The sequence below is a fragment of the Pseudomonas sp. Con_6 genome, assembly GCF_059379395.1.
Genome location: NZ_CM182011.1, coordinates 1,873,830 through 1,891,217, shown reverse-complemented (window position 1 = coordinate 1,891,217; position 17,388 = coordinate 1,873,830). Strand labels below are relative to the sequence as shown.

General features: G+C 63.9%; 19 protein-coding genes. 6 read left to right on the top strand and 13 right to left on the bottom strand.

Annotated elements, in window-relative coordinates:
- The first annotated feature begins 391 nt into the window (after positions 1 to 391).
- Positions 392 to 1,207 (top strand): c-type cytochrome, encoded by an 816-nt coding sequence (locus AC5QPF_RS08685; RefSeq protein WP_494962840.1) that lies wholly within the window; start codon positions 392 to 394, stop codon positions 1,205 to 1,207.
- Here AC5QPF_RS08685 and AC5QPF_RS08680 read toward each other — a convergent pair.
- From AC5QPF_RS08680 to AC5QPF_RS08650, 7 genes are all read right to left on the bottom strand, one after another.
- The gene (locus AC5QPF_RS08680) at positions 1,191 to 1,985 is read right to left on the bottom strand and encodes a transglutaminase N-terminal domain-containing protein (RefSeq protein ID WP_494962839.1); all 795 of its coding nucleotides are present in this window, start codon (positions 1,983 to 1,985) and stop codon (positions 1,191 to 1,193) included. The two genes, AC5QPF_RS08685 and AC5QPF_RS08680, sit on opposite strands and share 17 nt — an antisense overlap.
- Positions 1,982 to 2,932 carry an alpha-E domain-containing protein gene (locus AC5QPF_RS08675; RefSeq protein ID WP_494962838.1) on the bottom strand — a complete coding sequence of 317 codons (951 nt, stop codon included), beginning with the start codon at positions 2,930 to 2,932 and terminating at the stop codon, positions 1,982 to 1,984. The genes AC5QPF_RS08680 and AC5QPF_RS08675 overlap by 4 nt, the downstream gene beginning before the upstream one ends.
- A 3-nt stretch (positions 2,933 to 2,935) precedes the next feature.
- On the bottom strand, positions 2,936 to 4,345 hold the full coding sequence (locus tag AC5QPF_RS08670; protein WP_494962837.1) for a circularly permuted type 2 ATP-grasp protein: 1,410 nt from the start codon (positions 4,343 to 4,345) through the stop codon (positions 2,936 to 2,938).
- Positions 4,346 to 4,548: 203 nt separating this feature from the next.
- Positions 4,549 to 4,878: a ribonuclease E inhibitor RraB gene (locus tag AC5QPF_RS08665; protein ID WP_494962836.1), complete on the bottom strand. Its 330-nt coding sequence runs from the start codon at positions 4,876 to 4,878 to the stop codon at positions 4,549 to 4,551.
- 175 nt (positions 4,879 to 5,053) lie between these two features.
- The gene (locus AC5QPF_RS08660) at positions 5,054 to 5,290 is read right to left on the bottom strand and encodes a hypothetical protein (RefSeq protein WP_494962835.1); all 237 of its coding nucleotides are present in this window, start codon (positions 5,288 to 5,290) and stop codon (positions 5,054 to 5,056) included.
- Positions 5,291 to 5,445: 155 nt separating this feature from the next.
- The gene (locus tag AC5QPF_RS08655) at positions 5,446 to 7,506 is read right to left on the bottom strand and encodes a sulfatase-like hydrolase/transferase (RefSeq protein WP_494962834.1); all 2,061 of its coding nucleotides are present in this window, start codon (positions 7,504 to 7,506) and stop codon (positions 5,446 to 5,448) included.
- A gap of 228 nt (positions 7,507 to 7,734) precedes the next feature.
- Positions 7,735 to 7,926 carry a PLDc N-terminal domain-containing protein gene (locus AC5QPF_RS08650; RefSeq protein WP_494962833.1) on the bottom strand — a complete coding sequence of 64 codons (192 nt, stop codon included), beginning with the start codon at positions 7,924 to 7,926 and terminating at the stop codon, positions 7,735 to 7,737.
- 137 nt (positions 7,927 to 8,063) lie between these two features.
- Here AC5QPF_RS08650 and AC5QPF_RS08645 point away from each other — a divergent pair, with 137 nt between their 5' ends.
- Entirely contained in the window at positions 8,064 to 9,005 is a 942-nt protein-coding gene (locus tag AC5QPF_RS08645; protein WP_494962832.1) for a ZIP family metal transporter, read from the top strand.
- Here the strand turns inward: AC5QPF_RS08645 and AC5QPF_RS08640 are convergent.
- Together AC5QPF_RS08640 and AC5QPF_RS08635 are read right to left on the bottom strand one after the other, a co-directional pair.
- Entirely contained in the window at positions 9,002 to 9,532 is a 531-nt protein-coding gene (locus tag AC5QPF_RS08640; RefSeq protein ID WP_494962831.1) for a hypothetical protein, read from the bottom strand. The genes AC5QPF_RS08645 and AC5QPF_RS08640 overlap by 4 nt on opposite strands.
- A gap of 52 nt (positions 9,533 to 9,584) precedes the next feature.
- The gene (locus AC5QPF_RS08635; protein ID WP_494962830.1) at positions 9,585 to 10,109 is read right to left on the bottom strand and encodes an ankyrin repeat domain-containing protein; all 525 of its coding nucleotides are present in this window, start codon (positions 10,107 to 10,109) and stop codon (positions 9,585 to 9,587) included.
- A gap of 272 nt (positions 10,110 to 10,381) precedes the next feature.
- Between AC5QPF_RS08635 and AC5QPF_RS08630 the strand changes: the two genes are divergently transcribed.
- Entirely contained in the window at positions 10,382 to 10,654 is a 273-nt protein-coding gene (locus tag AC5QPF_RS08630; RefSeq protein WP_494962829.1) for a DUF3509 domain-containing protein, read from the top strand.
- 117 nt (positions 10,655 to 10,771) lie between these two features.
- On the opposite strand, the gene AC5QPF_RS08625 is transcribed toward AC5QPF_RS08630, so the two are convergent.
- Genes AC5QPF_RS08625 through aroC form a run of 3 tightly spaced genes read right to left on the bottom strand, consistent with a single transcriptional unit; the run spans position 10,772 to position 13,625 of the window.
- Entirely contained in the window at positions 10,772 to 11,311 is a 540-nt protein-coding gene (locus tag AC5QPF_RS08625; protein ID WP_494962828.1) for an acireductone dioxygenase, read from the bottom strand.
- A gap of 38 nt (positions 11,312 to 11,349) precedes the next feature.
- Positions 11,350 to 12,495, bottom strand: a complete 1,146-nt coding sequence (locus AC5QPF_RS08620; protein ID WP_494962827.1) for an MFS transporter — start codon at positions 12,493 to 12,495, stop codon at positions 11,350 to 11,352.
- A gap of 38 nt (positions 12,496 to 12,533) precedes the next feature.
- Complete coding sequence (gene aroC, locus AC5QPF_RS08615) at positions 12,534 to 13,625, bottom strand: chorismate synthase (protein WP_494962826.1); 1,092 nt, start codon at positions 13,623 to 13,625, stop codon at positions 12,534 to 12,536.
- Between the two features lie 134 nt (positions 13,626 to 13,759).
- Here aroC and AC5QPF_RS08610 point away from each other — a divergent pair, with 134 nt between their 5' ends.
- Both AC5QPF_RS08610 and AC5QPF_RS08605 read left to right on the top strand, forming a co-directional pair.
- Positions 13,760 to 14,722 carry an alpha/beta fold hydrolase gene (locus AC5QPF_RS08610; protein ID WP_494962825.1) on the top strand — a complete coding sequence of 321 codons (963 nt, stop codon included), beginning with the start codon at positions 13,760 to 13,762 and terminating at the stop codon, positions 14,720 to 14,722.
- 98 nt (positions 14,723 to 14,820) lie between these two features.
- A complete protein-coding gene (locus AC5QPF_RS08605) occupies positions 14,821 to 15,618 on the top strand; it encodes a hypothetical protein (protein WP_494962824.1) in 798 nt (265 codons plus the stop codon).
- 54 nt (positions 15,619 to 15,672) lie between these two features.
- On the opposite strand, the gene prmB is transcribed toward AC5QPF_RS08605, so the two are convergent.
- On the bottom strand, positions 15,673 to 16,581 hold the full coding sequence (prmB, locus tag AC5QPF_RS08600; protein WP_494962823.1) for a 50S ribosomal protein L3 N(5)-glutamine methyltransferase: 909 nt from the start codon (positions 16,579 to 16,581) through the stop codon (positions 15,673 to 15,675).
- A 188-nt stretch (positions 16,582 to 16,769) separates the two neighbouring features.
- Here prmB and AC5QPF_RS08595 point away from each other — a divergent pair, with 188 nt between their 5' ends.
- Positions 16,770 to 17,360, top strand: coding sequence for an isochorismatase family protein (locus AC5QPF_RS08595; RefSeq protein ID WP_494962822.1), 591 nt, complete (start codon positions 16,770 to 16,772; stop codon positions 17,358 to 17,360).
- Positions 17,361 to 17,388 lie beyond the last annotated feature (28 nt).

The window sequence follows — 17,388 nt, the reverse complement described above, 5'->3', positions numbered from 1 at the left end:
CTAGTCAGGCACGTCGTACGCGGATGGCATAAAGCCTCATGAACAAAAGGTCTTTCACGACTAAAGTACAGACGAAAGCGTTCTAAAACAGCGGTAACGTTGCAGCATTCCAGGTTGTATACCCATTAACAGCAGGCCGAAAAAACAGATGCCCACAGAAGCATTCGCGGTCACGGACAAGGACGCGATCCGGCTCTCAGGAATAACAACAAAAAGGCAGACAGCCATGTTCAAACAACACAAGGTACGTCAGGCGGGACTCATCCTGTTCGCCACCACACTGCTGCTGATCCTTCCCAACCTCACGCGTCTGTTCGGGTGAGCGTTCGCAGTTCAGTGTCCCTCAACGGCTGGTGTATGCTGCCGACCCTCACTGGTTGGAGACCCGCCCATGCGCCGCTGCATCATGCTCCTGCTCGCCCTGCTGAGCCTGCCGGCGTTCGCCGCGCAATTGACCCTGGAGCTGGACGGCACTAGTCGCCAGTGGGACAGCGAAGCCCTGCTCAAGCATCCGCAGGCCCGGGATATCCGCATCGACCAAGACGTTTCCTACAACAAAACCATGCACTACCGTGCCGTGCCCCTGGCCGCGTTGCTCACCGGCATCAAGCCGGGGGATCACCTGCAGGCCGTGGCCCTCGACGGTTTCGCCGCGGAAATGCCCGCCGGTCCCCTGCTCCAGTCCGGCCCCGCGCAAGCCTGGCTGGCCGTGGAAGACCAGCGCCAGCCCTGGCCGCCCCTGGGCCCGGACAAGCCGAGTGCCGGCCCCTTCTACCTGGTCTGGACCCAGCCGCAAGCCAGCGGCATCAGCCCCGAACAATGGCCGTTCCAGGTTGCCAGCATCCGCCGCCTGGCCCCTGTGACCGAGCGTTTCCCCGCGCTGCGCCCGGCCTCCGAACTAAGCGCCGCCGACCCGGTGAACCGCGGCTTTGTCCTGTTCCAGAAGAACTGCCTGGCCTGCCACCGCCTCAACGGCGCCGGGGATGCCCAGTTCGGTCCGGACCTGAACCTGCCGTACAACCCGACGGAATATTTTCACCCGGAATTCCTCCGCCGTTATATCCGCAATCCGCAGGATTTGCGGCAATGGCCGCAAGCGCGCATGCCGGGGTTCAGCAAGGAGGTGCTAACGGACAGTGACCTCGACGCCGTGCTCGCCTACCTCGCCCATATGGCCGGGCGCAAGACGCCTACTGCTGCGCAGTAAAACCGGACGTCACCTGCACGTTGGCGTGCATCTGTTCGTAGCCACCGCCGCGGCGCATGCCGCGTACCGGGCAGGCATCCAGGTAATCCAGGCCCACCGCCAGCTTGAGGTGGCGCTCGGGCACCGCGAGCTGGTTGGTCACGTCGAAGCTGTACCACGCGTCATCCAGCCATGCCTCGGCCCAGGCATGGCTGGCCATGTGCTGGCTGACATTGTCGAACAGGTAACCCGAGACATAGCGCGCCGGCACCTGCAGGCTGCGGGCACAGGCGATGAAGGCGTGGGCGTGGTCCTGGCAAACACCCGCCGCGCCGGCGAAGGCCTGGGCTGCACTGGTCTCCACCGCTGTCGCGCCAGGGCGGTAGGCCATGTGTTCATGCAGGGCGCCCATCAAGCCGATCAGCGCGCCACGGTCGCGGTATTCGCCGCAGTGCTGGGTGGCGAAGGCACGCAATGCCACATCGGCCTCGGTCAGGCGGGTAAAGCGCAGGAACGGCAAGGGTGACTGGCTGTCCTGCTCGGCTTCGAGGTCGGGATCGATCTCCACCTCGCCACGGGCGGCGATCAGCAGGTCGGCATGGGGTTCCTCAAGGCTGAGCACATGAAGGATGTTGCCAAACGGATCGCGTCGGGCCTGCACCGGACGCGGCAGGTCCAGTTGCCATTGCAGCACCTGCTGGCGCTGGTTGTCCGGCGGGGTCAGGCGCAGGTACTGGATGCTGGTCCGCACCTGGTCTTCATAGTGGTAAGCGGTTTCGTGGCTGATTGTCAGTCTCATACGACCTCCAGGTAAGCGCTGTGGATGGCATTGCCCAATTCGCGCACCAGCGGGATGTAGTGGTTCAGCCAGGGATGCAGGCCTTGGGACAGGACTTCGTCGATACCGGTGTAGCGCAGCCTGGCATCCACCTCGGCCGCCAGGCGCTGGGCCGGGCGCCCGTTGCTGCCGGGCAGGCTGGCGAGGATCTGGTCAATCTCTTCGGTGCAGGCACGCAGGGAACGGGGCACGTCGGCACGCAGGAGCAGCAGTTCGGCTACGTGGCGCGCCGTAGGGGCGTCGCGGTAGATCTCGGTATAGGCCTCGAACGAGGACAGGGCGCGGAGCAAGGCGCTCCATTGGTAGTAGCCACGGGCGGAGCTGTCGCTGACATCCTCCGCCGCCTCGCCGAACATCTCATAACGCGCATCGAGCAAGCGCAGCGTGTTGTCGGCACGCTCGATGAAGGTACCGAGGCGAATGAAGCGGAAGGCATCATTGCGCATGATGGTGCCGTAGGTGGCACCGCGGAACAGGTGCGAGCGCTCCTTGATCCACTCACAGAAACGACTCATGCCATAGCGCCCCAGGCCCTGCTCGGCGATGCCGCGTATCTCCAGCCAGGTGGCGTTGATGTTTTCCCACATGTCGGCGGTGATCTTGCCGCGCACCGCGTGGGCACAGGCCCGTGCCGCGCCTAGGCAGCTGTAGATGCTCGCCGGGTTCTCGGGGTCGAGGGCAAAGAAATGCAGCAGGCGCTCGGCATGCAGTTGGCCATGGCGAGCCAGGTAGTCATCAAGGGTGCCGGTGATGCGCAGGGCCAGGGTCATCTCGTCCAGGCCATCACCACGGCCATCCTGCGGCATCAGCGACAGCGAATAGCTGACATCGAGCATCCGCGCGAGGTTTTCCGCGCGCTCCAGGTAGCGTGACATCCAGTACAGGTCGGAAGCGGTTCTGCTGAGCATGGTTCAGTCCTCCACCACCCAGGTGTCCTTGGTGCCGCCGCCTTGGGACGAGTTCACCACCAGCGAGCCTTCGCGCAGTGCCACCCGGGTCAGGCCGCCGGGCACCACACGGGTCTCGCGGCCGGAGAGGACGAACGGGCGCAGGTCGATATGGCGTGGCGCGATGCCGTTCTCGACAAAGGTCGGGCAGGTCGACAGCGACAAGGTCGGCTGGGCGATATAGGCCGCAGGGCGGGCCTTGATGCGCTCGGCGAAGGCAGCGATCTCCGCCTGGGTCGAGGCCGGCCCGACCAGCATGCCGTAGCCGCCGGAGCCCTGGGTTTCCTTGACCACCAGCTCCGGCAGGTGCGCCAGCACATGGGACAGCTCGGCGGGATTGCGGCATTGCCAGGTGGGCACGTTGTTCAGGATGGGTTCCTCGTCGAGGTAGAAACGGATCATGTCGGTAACGTAGGGGTAGACCGACTTGTCGTCGGCGACTCCGGTGCCGATGGCGTTGGCCAGCACCACGTTGCCGCAGCGGTAGGCCGAAAGCAGCCCGGGCACGCCGAGCATGGATTCCGGATTGAACGCCAGCGGATCGAGGTACGCATCGTCGAGGCGGCGGTAGATCACATCCACCGGCTTCGGTCCGCCGGTGGTGCGCATGAATACACGCTCGTCGCGGACGAACAGGTCGGCGCCTTCCACCAGTTCCACGCCCATCTCACGTGCAAGGAAGGCGTGCTCGAAGAAGGCGCTGTTGAAGCGTCCCGGGGTCAGCACGACCACGCTTGGGTCATCCAGAGGGCTGGAGCTTTTCAGGGTGTCGAGCAACAGGTTGGGGTAATGGTCGATGGGCGCGATGCGCTGGGCGGCGAACAGCTCCGGGAACAGGCGCATCATCATCTTGCGGTCTTCGAGCATGTAGCTGACCCCGCTGGGGGTGCGCAGGTTGTCTTCGAGGACGTAGTAGGTGCCATCGCCATCGCGCACCAGGTCGACTCCGGCAATGTGCGCGTAGAGACCGCGGTGCAGGCTCAGGCCCTGCATCGCCAGCTGGTACTGGTCGTTGGCCAGGACCTGCTCGGCGGGAATGATTCCGGCACGCAGGATACGCTGCTCGTTGTAGAGGTCTGCGAGAAACAGGTTCAGCGCCTTGACCCGCTGGATGCAACCGCGCTCGACCATGCGCCATTCGCTGGCCGGGATGGCCCGTGGGATGGTGTCGAAGGGAATCAGGCGCTCGGTGCCCTGTTCGTCACCGTAGAGCGTAAAAGTGATGCCGGCGCGATGGAACAGCAGATCAGCCTCGCGGCGGCGTTGAGCCAGCAGTTCCGGGGGAGTCTCCCCCAGCCAGCGGGCAAACTCCCGATAGTGCGGACGGAGCTGACCGTCGGCGGCGTACATCTCGTCGTAGAACTTGCGAATCATGCCGAACTCCTTGTCACCCGTGCATGAACGTCATCGCAAGGCCCGTGCCAGCGGAAATAAGCCTTTGCAATCAAGGAGTTGAAAAAACAGAGGAATGACGCCGCACCAGACCTGTGCAGCAATGCCCACTACTGCGGGGCGCACGCTTCATTGCGAAGCGCAGGTTGACCCGGGGCCGCGACGGGCGCCGCCCCGGGAGGGTTTCAGGTCATCAGTCGTTCATGCTTGACGCCCCAGCCTTGGGCCTCGCCGCCAAGTGGCCTGATTACCGCCTCGAAATCCTGTTCGAAAGCGCCGATGCCACCGTGGGTGGCGTACATGATCTTGCTCAATTCCAGTTGCCAGCCTTCATCGCTCTCGTGCACCAAGGCACATAGCGACTCACCACGAAACTTGCCTGCAGCCCTGCGCGCCCGGTCCTCGTCCGGGAATACCGCGTAAAACTCGATGGGATGAATTTGCGTGAAGTCGAAGCCGCCCTCTTTCATGCGGCGCAGTACGGTGCTGCTGATGTCTTCGTACAGGTTGCTCATGAATCGTCCTCCTCACTCACGATGGATAGACTTTCGGTGCCTTCGCACCAACCCCTGCTGCCCTTGCGGGCGGGGTTCTCGAGCGGATGTAACGACGGCAAAGGCCGGCGCCGGAAAAGCGACGGCCCTGTATGCAGCGTAGCGTCAGCCTTGGCACATCGCCAGCTGACTGGGTTCAGGCTTTCTCGGCGATTCCGGTGATCTCCACCCCGCTCTGCTCCTTCAGCCACCTTGCGGTCGGGCATTCGGCACGGTCCTGGAAATCGTTGAGGTCGAGCTCATCCATGATCGGGAACAGGTGGCCCCTGATCCGCCGCGCAGCCTCTTCGAGGCTCGGGCGGTTTTCGCAGGCGAACAACAGCGAAGTACGTTCGCCCTTCTGGTCCACGAAGGTGATTTCCCACTCTTTCATCTGGCGTAGTCCTCGAATGGAAGTACGGGGTATTTCCAGCCTACCTTCCGTTGACCCTGGCCAAGGGGCATTGTTCAGTAGCATGACGCCCGCCCCGGACAAAAAAGACCCCGGCAAAGCCGGGGTCCATGGAGTTGCACGTCAACCAAGAGCAATCACTTCGGAATGCCGTGAACCACGCCAGCAGTGTTGTCCAGCAGGCTCTTGGTCGCAGTCTGGATAAAGGACTCGAGTTTCTTCTGCATCGCAGCCTGTTCCGGGCTTTCGATCAGCTCGGCCTTGAACTCGCTGCCCACCTGGTAGCGATAGACGCGCGGCGCCATGTCCTTGGACTCGATCAGCAAGTGATCGCCCTGGAACAGGCCGACGATCTGCTCGCTGCCCGACGGCTTGACCATACCGATGCCCTCGTCACCTTCCGGCAGGTTGAGCAGGTCGCGGCCCCAGCACTGATGACGGGTTTCACCACCGAGACGGCCCATGATGGTCGGCACGATGTCGATCTGGGTCCCGACGATATGGCTACGCTTGCCGAATTTCTCCTGGATGCCCGGCGCGATCATCAGCATCGGCACGTTGAAGCGGCCCAGGTCCAGCTCGGTGACCTGCTGGTTGTTGCCGAAGCCGTGGTCGCCGACGATGACGAACAGGGTTTCCTTGAAGTATGGCTCCTTGCGCGCTTTCTCGAAGAACTGGCCCAGGGCCCAGTCGGAGTAGCGCATGGCGGTCAGGTGCTCGTCCAGGCGACCGAAACCGGTCACCGGCTCGACCGGCAGTTGCGCCGGCAGCGCATACGGCGTGTGGTTGGACAGGGTCTGGAGCAAGGCATAGAACGGCTTCTTGCCGTAGTTGTGGGCCAGTTCCTGAGCGCCACGGTCAAACATGTCCTGGTCGGATACGCCCCAGGTCGGATCGGAGAACACCGGGTTGACGAAGTCACGACGGCCGATGAAGGTGGTCATGCCCTGATTGCCAAAGAAGCCGGACTGGTTGTCCCAGGCGAAGTCACCGTTGTAGACGTAAACATCATCGTAGTCGCGGGCGCTGAGCAGTGCCGGCAGGCCGGACAGTTTGTGGCCGCCTTCCGGGGTCTGCATCAGGTATTCGAAGCCCGGCAGGTTGGGGAAGCACGCCATGGTGGCGAACATGCCCTGGTGGGTATGGGTGCCATTGGAGAAGAAGCGGTCGAACAGCAGGCCTTCCTCGGCCAGCTTGTCGAAGTACGGGGTGATGTTGCCCTTGCCGCCCAACGCGCCCACGGAGTGGCCGGCGAAGCTTTCCATCAGGATCACCACCACGTTCTTGATCGGCAGGGTCTTGTCTGCCGGTGGGGTGAAGTCACGACGGATCGCCGCTTCATCGGCGTCGACCAGCTTGTCGTTCGAGGTCAGCAGCATGTTGCGCACAGTCTGCTGCGCGACCTGCTGGTCGAGGGTGGCCTTCCAGATGTTGTCGCGGTCCTCGGACATGCGGCTCTTGGCCGCGTCGATCAGGGTCAAGGTGCCGTTCAGGCCCAGTTGGTTGACAAAGTTCGAGTCGGTGGTGAAGGCATCGCCCCAGCGCATCGGCGGGCCCTGGCGCAGGGTGCCGCGGGCGGAGACAACGGCCACCAGCAGGATCATCACGAACACCACGCCACGCACGTACCACGGAGCTACGCTACGCGCACCGGCGAGGCTGCTCTGGTACTGGCCACGAGGACGGGTCAGACGGTCGATGCCCTTGAACGCCAGACTCATGATCACGGTTCCGGCGACCCAGGCCAGCAGGTAGCGGACCACCGGGAAGCCGTACCAGAGCATGCTGGAAACCGTCTTCGGGTCTTCCTTGATGTACTGGAACACCAGGCCGTTGAGGCGCTGGTGGAACTCGCGGTAGAAGTCCATCTCGACCAGGCCGAGGAACAGCGTGACGCTGGACGCCACGGTCAGCCACAGGCGGAACAGGCCGCGGGCGGCCATGGCCCGGGCGCTGAGGATCGCCAGCAGCAGCGGGATGCTCAGGTAGACGACGACGCGCAGGTCGAAGCGCAGGCCGTTGCTGAAGCCCTCGGCGACGGTGGAGTACGGCGTGTCGCCGATCATGTCGCTGTTGTAGACCAGCAGGGCGAAGCGCACCAGGCTGAGCATCAGCATGATCACCAGGCCGCACAGCAAGGTGTAGAGCAGGTGTGATTTGACCGTCGGTTGCAGGCGCGGGGCGTCCGTTTTAGCCATGAAGAGGAAGATCCCTGGGATTCTGGTTATGGGGAGCACATTGACGCGAAGCGGCGGCACCCGGGGTCGGATTACCAGGTGGCCGGACCATTTGGCGAATGGATATTGGCGCGCGCGATTGTCTTCAATCGATTGTGAAAATTTCGTTGAGGCACACGCGGACCCGGCTCAGGCTAGCCGGGTTGTTGCACCAGCACAAATCGGCGTGTGGTAACCGGATGTTTTTCCCTAGAGACGCACATCTCCGCGAGGACCGGCAATGGCCCAGATGATCAGGCCGAGCACCGGCAGGAGAATGATCAGCAAGATCCACAGCACCTTGGCGCCACCTCCGGCACCGCTCTTGATCACATTGAGGATCGCCCAGATGTCGAGGGCGAGGATGATCAGGCCGGCAAGGCCGTTGAACGTCGAACCCATTTCACAGCTCCTAATTCAAGTCCCAATTCAGACCTTCACCAGAGAATAGCTGGCTATCGGCCTTATAGACGCGCTTGCCTGGAGGTCGTTCCAAGTCCTTGATTAAACTCGCTCAACGTTCCACCGGAGAGATACCCATGCCCCCATCCCAGACCCACAGCCCTTCCGCCCCCGCGCCCTTGTTCAGCGCATGGCTGCAGCAGGCGCAGACAACGCCCTGGCTGAGCGCCGGCCTGGGCCTGACCCTGCTGGCGGTGTTCTGGCTGCTGGGCGCCAGCGCCTGGAACGCGGTCCACGGCGAGCACCAGGAAAACCTGCACCTGGCCATGCTCGGCGGCCTGGCCGGTTTCTCTGCCACCGCCCTTGGCGCAGCCCTCGCCGTGGTCCTGCGCGAAGTCAGCGCACGCACCCAGGACGTGATGCTCGGCTTCGCCGCCGGGATGATGCTCGCCGCCAGTTCCTTCTCGCTGATTCTGCCGGGCCTGGACGCCGCCCGCGAGATCACCGGTAACGGCCCGTTCGCCGCGCTGACCGTAGTGGTCGGCATGGGCCTGGGCGTATTGCTGATGCTGGGCCTCGACCGCTTCACTCCGCACGAACACGAAAGCACCGGCCCCTGCGGGCCACAGGCCGAGCGGATCAACCGGGTCTGGCTGTTCGTCCTGGCGATTACCCTGCACAACCTGCCCGAGGGCATGGCCATCGGTGTCGGCTTCACCACCGGCGACCTGAATGTCGGCCTGCCGCTGACCAGCGCCATCGCCATCCAGGACATCCCCGAAGGCCTGGCGGTGGCCCTGGCCTTGCGCGCCACCGGTCTGTCGAACTTCAAGGCGGCGCTGGTGGCCATCGGCTCGGGCCTGATGGAGCCGATCGGTGCGGTGATCGGCCTGGGGATTTCCAGCGGTTTTGCCCTCGCCTACCCGATCAGCATGGGCCTGGCGGCGGGGGCGATGCTCTTCGTGGTGTCCCACGAAGTGATTCCGGAAACCCACCGCAACGGCCACCAGACCTCGGCCACCCTGGGCTTGATGGGCGGCTTCGCAGTGATGATGTTCCTCGATACCGCCTTGGGTTAGACGTGAACGGCAACCCGCAGCGCCTCCAGGGCCGGCGCTGCGGCAATGTTCAGCTCGGTGCAAAGTTCCAGTACCCGCGGCAGGTCGTTGCCGCAGACCAGGACCATCTGCAGCTCATCGTCGAGCAACTGGCTGAAATTCATCAGCACATAGCCACCGGCCTCCTTGTTCATGCTGCCCATCTGGATCTGCATGCGGTTCAAAGCAGTAAGCGCCTCGACCTTGAGCAATTGCTTGGGCTTGATGTTGAACGGCACGCTCTTGTCGAACGAGCCGATGATCTGGCCGAGCAGGTCTGGGTAGGTGTCGGCCTGGAACAGCACGGTGTCCGGCAGGCTCCCGACCACCACCCACTCGCCCAGCGGGATCGGGAAGCTGTCGTCGTAGTTGATGTCGGGGTTGGCAGCGAGGAAGGCGGCGGGGTCGGCGTAGGCCTGGGTCGCCTCATCGGCGATCCGCTCGACGTCCTGTTCGCTCATGCAGCCGGAGCTGATCTTGCCGATGAGTTCGACCAGTTGGTTTTTCATGGTGAGGCCCTGCGCCGCTGGAAAAAGGCGCCAAGGATACGCTCTCGGGGGGTTAGCCGGCCAGCGCCAGCAGGCGCGCGGCCGCGTCGCTGGCGCCCATGGCCTGGGCCGAGGCCAGAGCATCGGCGCCGCGAATGTCGCGACGCGTCGGATCTGCACCCTGCTCCAGCAGATAGTCGACAATGGCCACGCGGTTGAACATCGCCGCCATCATCAGTGCAGTACGACCGTCGCCGGCGGTCGCATCCGGATCGCCACCCTGCTCGACGAGCAGGCGGACCATTTCCAGATTGCCCTTGAACGCCGCGCCAGCCAGAGGCATCTGCTCGTTGTCATTGGCGATCGCAGGATCGGCGCCATGCTCCAGCAACACCCGCGCGGCCTCCAGATGACCGTGATAGCTGGCCAGCATCAGCAAGGTGTCGCCCTTTTGATTGCGCAGATTGACGGGCAGGCCGCTGGCCAACAGGCGCACCAGCATCGCGGCATCGCCCTGGCGGGCACGGTCGAAGACTTCCGCGGCGAAGGCTGCAGCCTCCTTGGCATCCATGCTGACGGGTGCTCGTTGATCGGACATAAGGAACCTCCCTGACAGAGCAAAGCTCAATAGCTTGTCGGTCGCTGACTTGTGGATATGTGGATAAGTCCACCGCAGCGGAAGGAAAGTTCGATCGGCAAAGCAGCATTGCAAATTGCACTGTGCAAAATGCACGACCTTGCACAATGCACGGATGGTGATTTTCGAAAATTAATTAAGTTATTGTTTTATATGAATTTTTTAGCAAATAAAAGCTGGCACGGTCACTGCAATCATCAGTTCATGTCTGCCACCCACAGCCAGGAGCTGATATGGACCTCATTCAGGAAAAATTCGCCTCGGTATTCTCCGCCTACCAGGTCACCACTCAACCGCGCCCGGACGGCGGCATCCTGTTGACCCTGCGCGCCGCTGACGGCAAACAAACCAAGCGTTCGATTTCCTATGGCCAGTTGCACAACGCCGAACAGCTCTCCTGGGCGATCAGTGCGATTCGCCGCGACCTGGCCGAGCAGGCCAGTGAACTGCCGGTGATTTCGATGCTGCAGAGCCAGCAGCGATTTGCCCTGCCGACCTATCGTTGAGGTTGCCCGGGAGGACGCCATCGCGGGCAACGCCCGCTCCCACAAGGTCCGGTGCCAGCCACAAGATCCAGGCTGAACGCAGAATCTGTGGGAGCTGGTGTTGCCCGCGATGAGGCCTTAGAAGGTATCGTCCAATCCCGGAAACGCCCGGGAACTCTCATCACCGGTCAACTCGACCTTACGCCCCGCCTCATTCTCGAACACCCGCACCAGCACCAGGTTCGGCTGCTCGCCAATATCGAACCACTGCGCCATCCCCGCCGGAACACTGACCACATCCCCCCGCTCGCCCACCAGCGCAAAGACATACTCGCCAATCCGCAGGTTCAGCAGCCCTCTTCCGCTGACGAAAAAGCGCAGGTCCGCGCCGGCATGGCGACGCTCGTCGATCAGCCCCGCGCGGATCTCGTCTTTCTGTGAATGCTCGGGGTGAATGCTCAACACCTCGACTGCCCCTGCGCCCAGGGCCTCGACCTGTCCGCCCAGGGCCGCGATCACTTCGGCTTCCGCTGTGCCCGGTCGAATACGCTCCGCAGGCGTGCGCTGCTCGAAGCGCACGCCCCGCTCCGCCAGGGTCGCGGCGATATCCTCGGCATGGGTGAGGACCTTGTTCGGCGTGTCGGGGGTGGACTGGTGATAAACGCTGAGGATGCTCAAGGGGCAACTCCTGATCTTTCGAAAACCTGGGACGGACGCTACGGGGCGTCCTCTTTCAAGCGGGTCGCAATGATAACGGCTGCGGCCAGTGCCGCGACGCTGGCAATACTAAAGGTGATGGTCGGGCCCAGCGTCTTCCAGCTATAGCCCGCATACAATGCTCCCAACGCCCCGCCGGTGCCGGACAGCGCCGCATAGAACGCCTGGCCCTGGCCTTGCTGGCGCGCGCCGAAACTGCGCTGGACGAAGGCGATGCAAGAAGCATGGAAAGCGCCGAAGGTCGCCGCATGCAGCAACTGTGCGAACAGCAGCACCGCCGGATGCTCGGCGAAGCTGCCCAGCAGTACCCAGCGCACCGCCGCCAGCAGGAAACTCGCCAGCAGGACCCGGCGCAACGACACCCGCGCCAGGATCCGGCTCATCACCATGAACAGCAGCACCTCCGCCAGCACCCCGAGGGCCCAGAGCATGCCGATGGTGCCGCGGGCATAGCCGAGGCGTTCCAGGTGCAGGGTCAGGAAGGTGTAGTACGGTCCATGGCTGAGTTGCATCAGCGCCACGCAGACGTAGAAGGCCAGCACCCCCGGCCGCGTCAGTTGCTTGAGGAAGCCGCCGCTGGCCGGCCGTTCGGCATGCTCCACCGGTTGTGCATTGGGCACCCACAGGCTGGCCAGGACGATGCCGGCCATGATGCACACCAGCGCCACCGGATAGACATCCAGACTCAGCCATTCGAACAGGCGTCCGAGGCCGACCACGGTGAGGATGAAACCGATCGAACCCCACAGGCGGATCTGGCTGTAGCGTCCGGTCTGCCCTTGCAGGTGGGCCAGGGTGATGACCTCGAACTGCGGCAGCACCGCGTGCCAGAAGAACGCATGCAGAGCCATGACCAGCGCCAGCCAGGCGTAGTTCTTGTCGACGAAGATCAGGGCGAAGCTGAACAGGGTGCACAGCGCACCGATGCGCACGATCAGCAGGCGCTGGCCGCTGCGATCGCCGAGCCAGCCCCACAGGTTGGGGGCGACGCAACGCATCAGCATGGGAATCGCCACCAGCTCGCCGATGCGCGCGCTGGAAAAACCGAGGTGATCGAAATACAGCGACAGGAACGGTGCGGTGGACCCCAGCAGGGCGAAGTAGAAAAGGTAGAAACTGGACAGCCGCCAGTAGGGAAGCGCCACGGCTCAGCAGGCCGTGGCGCGACGGGCGATGCCGGGCATCAGAGCTGGCCCAGTACCGGGGTGTTCACCCGCACGTCGGCGTTCTGTCCGCGGTGGCGCAGCAGGTGGTCCATCAGCACGATGGCCATCATCGCCTCGGCGATCGGCGTGGCGCGGATGCCGACGCACGGGTCGTGACGGCCTTTGGTGATGACGTCCACCGGGTTGCCGTCCTTGTCGATAGAACGACCCGGAGTGGTGATGCTGGACGTCGGCTTGAGCGCCAGGTGGGCGATGATCGGCTGGCCCGAGGAAATCCCGCCGAGAATGCCGCCAGCGTTGTTGCTGAGGAAGCCTTCCGGAGTCAGCTCGTCGCGGTGCTCGGTACCGCGCTGGGCGACGCTGGCGAAACCGGCGCCGATCTCCACGCCCTTGACCGCGTTGATGCTCATCAGCGCGTGGGCCAGCTCGGCGTCGAGACGGTCGAAGATCGGCTCGCCGAGCCCCGGCATCACGCCTTCGGCGACCACGGTGATCTTCGCCCCGACCGAGTCCTGGTCACGGCGCAGCTGGTCCATGTAGGCCTCCAGCTCCGGGACCTTGTCGGGGTCCGGGCTGAAGAAGGCGTTCTGCTCCACCGAGTCCCAGGTCTTGAACGGGATCTCGATCGGACCCAACTGGCTCATGTAGCCACGGATCTGGATGCCCTGGGTCGCCAGGTACTTCTTGGCGATGGCACCGGCGGCTACGCGCATGGCGGTTTCTCGCGCCGAGCTGCGGCCACCGCCACGGTAGTCGCGCTCACCGTACTTGTGGTGGTAGGTGTAGTCGGCGTGGGCCGGGCGGAACAGGTCCTTGATCGCCGAGTAGTCCTTGGACTTCTGGTCGGTGTTGCGGATCAGCAGGCCGATGGCGCAACCGGTGGTGCGGCCCTCGAAGACGCCGGAGAGGATCTCGACCTCATCGGCCTCCTGGCGCTGGGTGGTGTGGCGGCTGGTGCCGGGCTTGCGCCGGTCCAGGTCGCGCTGCAGGTCTTCCAGGGCGATCTCCAGGCCTGGCGGGCAGCCATCGACAATGGCGACCAACGCCGGACCATGGCTTTCGCCAGCGGTGGTGACAGTGAACAGCTTGCCGTAGGTATTGCCGGACATGCAGGACGCTCCGCGAATTCAGCCTGATTTGAACGAGGTCGCCAGTATACGCAGGCGAACCATTCAGTTCATCCCTGACGGCGAACCTTCTGCCCGGCGCTTGGTCAAAATGCCACCTTCCCGCATGTAGTCCCATGATGTCGCGCCTCGCCGTCCTTCTGCTCCTGCTTGTCTCCTGCTTCGCCCAGGCCTCTGCGCCCAGTGTGCTGCAACGTCCGGTCAGCCTCGACACCGGCCAGGGCGTGCTGCAAGGCAGCCTGCTGCTGCCGCGCAGCCAGACCCCGCCACCTGTGGTGCTGATCATCGCCGGGTCCGGGCCTACCGATCGCGACGGCAACAACCCGGCGGTCGGGCGCATCGACATTCTCAAGCGTCTGGCCCTGCAACTGGCCGCCCAAGGCATCGCCAGCGTGCGCTATGACAAGCGCGGCGTGGCGGCGAGCCTGGCCGCGACGCCCGACGAGCGCGACCTCAGTGTCGAGCGCTATGTCGCCGACGCCGTGGCCTGGAGTCGCCAGATCAAGGCCGATCCGCGCTTCGGCCCGCTGGTCCTGCTCGGCCATAGCGAGGGTGCGCTGATCGCCAGCCTGGCCGCCGGGCCTGCGGGCGCCGATGCGGTGATCGCCCTGGCTGGCAGTGGCCGCCCGGTGGACCAGGTGCTGCACGAGCAACTGGCCGAACAACTGTCGACCGACCAGCTCAAGCGCGCGCAGCCCGCGCTGGACCAGCTCAAGGCCGGACACCAGGTCGGCCAGCTGCCTGCTGTTCTAAAGGACATCCTGCGCCCCAGTGTGCAGCCCTACCTGATCTCCCTGTTCCGCCAGGACCCGGCAGCGGCCTTCGGCAAGCTGACGATCCCGGCGCTGATCATCCAGGGGCGCAACGATATCCAGGTCAGCCCGACCGATGCCGCAGCCCTGAAAGCGGCGAAACCAGACGCGCAACTGGCGCTGATCAACGGCATGAACCATATGCTGCGCATCAGCCCGGCGGACCCGGGCCAGCAGCGCAATGCCTACACCAATCCGCAACTGCCCCTGGCCAGCGAATTGGGCGAACGCATCGTCGCTTTTGTGCACCAGTTGACACCCGGATGAGCAAAATCGTCCTCCAGTCCTCGCCGTGACGGCCGATAAACCGTTGCAGGCAATGCCATTGCAGGCTGCCAGGCGCGGATAGAAAGAGGACACCCGTGATGACTGATGCACCCACCCAGGACGCTGGCGAAGCGACTGACGAACCGGTTGTACCGGAAGCCGCCCCGCTGCCCTGGGCGGACCTGACCCCGGAGCACTTCCAACTGCTGCGCCTGGCGCCGCTGCCGACCGACCGCAACAGCGGAGCGCGTCCGCTGCGCTTCGTCCAGTACGGCTACGCCGAGCGCCACAGCAAGGAACACAGCCTGCTGCGCATGGAAATCCGCTTGCCTGGGCAGAAGACCCGCAAGGAGCAGAACACTCTGGATGTCCGTGTCGATCACGAGCAGAAGCTGGTCAGCATCCAACCGGACAGCGGCCTGCAGATCGAACCGCTGAACCGCGGCATCGGTCGCTTCCTGCTGGCCCAGGCGGTCCTCTGGGCGCAGCGGCGCTGGTCGCACTACCGCCTCGAAGGCGGCGCGCTGGCGAACAAGGATGCGCTCAACGAAGACACCCGCCTGCGCCGCGACCACGCCCTGCGTAGTCATGGCGTGGAAGTGGAATACGCCGACGCCCAGCATCTCAAGGGCCGCTGGGTGGAAACCCAGGTGGGCCAGCTCAAGGGTGGCTGGAATACCGACAAGCTGCAGCGGGTCGACATCATCGACGCGGCAAACATGCTGCAGCAGGCGGAAACCAGGCTGCACGAGAAGGAAGCACAGCTGCGCGAGCGGGATGAGCGGGTCGCCAAGTACAAACGCGAGGACGGCGGGCTGCGCTTTACCATCACGTGCCTTGTGGCGTTCGCGGTGTTCCAGGCGGGGTTGCTGATCTGGATTGCTACCCACCGCTGAAAAGCACCGCGGACTCTGTGGAAGCGGGTTCGCGGCGCTCTCTGGATCTGCTGGTCAGACCCGAGAAGCGAACAACCCCTGATGCTGCCGGCACTGCTCGGCCGTCAGCATGAAGACCCCATGCCCGCCCCGCTCGAATTCCAGCCAGGCGAAATCCACTTCCGGGTACAACTGCTCGACATGCACCTGGCTATTACCCACCTCGACGATCAGCAAACCCTTCTCGGTCAGGTGGTCCGCCGCCTCGGCCAGCATGCGCCGCACCAGGTCCAGGCCATCGTTGCCACAGGCCAGGCCCAGCTCCGGCTCGTGGTGGTATTCGGCCGGCATGTCGGCGAAGTCCTCGGCATCGACATACGGCGGGTTGGACAGGATCAGGTCGAAACGCTGTCCCGGCAGGCCTTCGAAACCATCGCCCTGAACGGTGTAGACCCGCTCTTCCAGGCCATGCCGCTCGATGTTCTGGTTGGCCACTTCTAGGGCCTCGAAGGACAGGTCGGCCAGCACCACTTCCGCGTCGGGGAACACCTCGGCGCTGACGATGCCGATGCAGCCGGAGCCGGTGCAGAGATCGAGGATGCGCGCCGGTTCGTTGCCCAGCCACGGCTCGAAACGCCGCTCGATCAGCTCGCCGATCGGCGAACGCGGCACCAGCACACGCTCGTCCACCAGGAACGACATGCCGCAGAACCAGGCTTCACCGAGCAGGTAGGCGGTGGGCACGCGGTCCTCGATACGACGCTTGAGCAGGCGCTGCAACTTGACCAGTTCGTCATCCTCCAGGCGGCAATCGAGGTAGCTGTCGGCCACTTCCCATGGCAGGTGCACCGCACCCAGTACCAGCAGGCGGGCCTCGTCCCAGGCGTTGTCGGCACCGTGCCCGAAGAACAGGTCGTGCTCATGGAAACGGCTGACAGCCCAACGAATATGGTCGCGCAACGTGCGCAGGCGGGAAGTGATCACGGCAGACTCCTGGAAAGACGACCGGCGATTCTACCAGCCCCCGCGCCACAATTGGCCGCGACGGCGAAGACGAGCGATTTTCTGACATGGCTGAAAGCCACTAACTACGCCGCTTGTACGCTAAGCGATTCACATCGGCGGCCAAGCAGGGGAGAATAGGTAAAAAGCCCTATCCAAAGGAGCCCTTGATGTCTGTTCCAACGACGATGTTCCACCTCAGCGGACGCGGCTATCCGCCGGCCAAACTGAGCAACGCCAGCCTGGTGATTATCGATGCGCAGAAGGAGTACCTCAGCGGTCCCCTGGCGCTCTCGGGCATGGCCGACGCGGTGGCGAACATCGGCAGAATGCTCGAGGCGGCACGCAAGGCCGGTCGTCCGATCATCCATGTACGTCACCTCGGCACCGTCGGTGGCCTGTTCGATCCACAGGGCCCGCGCGGCGAATTCATCCCGGGCCTGGAACCCAAGGGCGACGAGATCATCATCGAGAAGCGCATGCCCAATGCCTTCAAGAACACCAAGCTGCATGAAACCCTGCAGGCACTCGGTCACCTCGACCTGATCGTCTGCGGTTTCATGAGCCATTCCAGCGTCAGCACCACCGTGCGCCGCGCCAAGGACTACGGCTACCGCTGCACTCTGGTGGAAGATGCCTGTGCCACCCGAGACCTGCCGTTCAAGGACGGCGTGATCCCGGCCGCGCAGATCCAGCAGAGCGAAATGGCGATCATGGCCGACAACTTCGCCTGCGTGACCCCGACCGACAGCCTGGTCTGAACCGGCGGCGCTCGGAACCACCTCGACG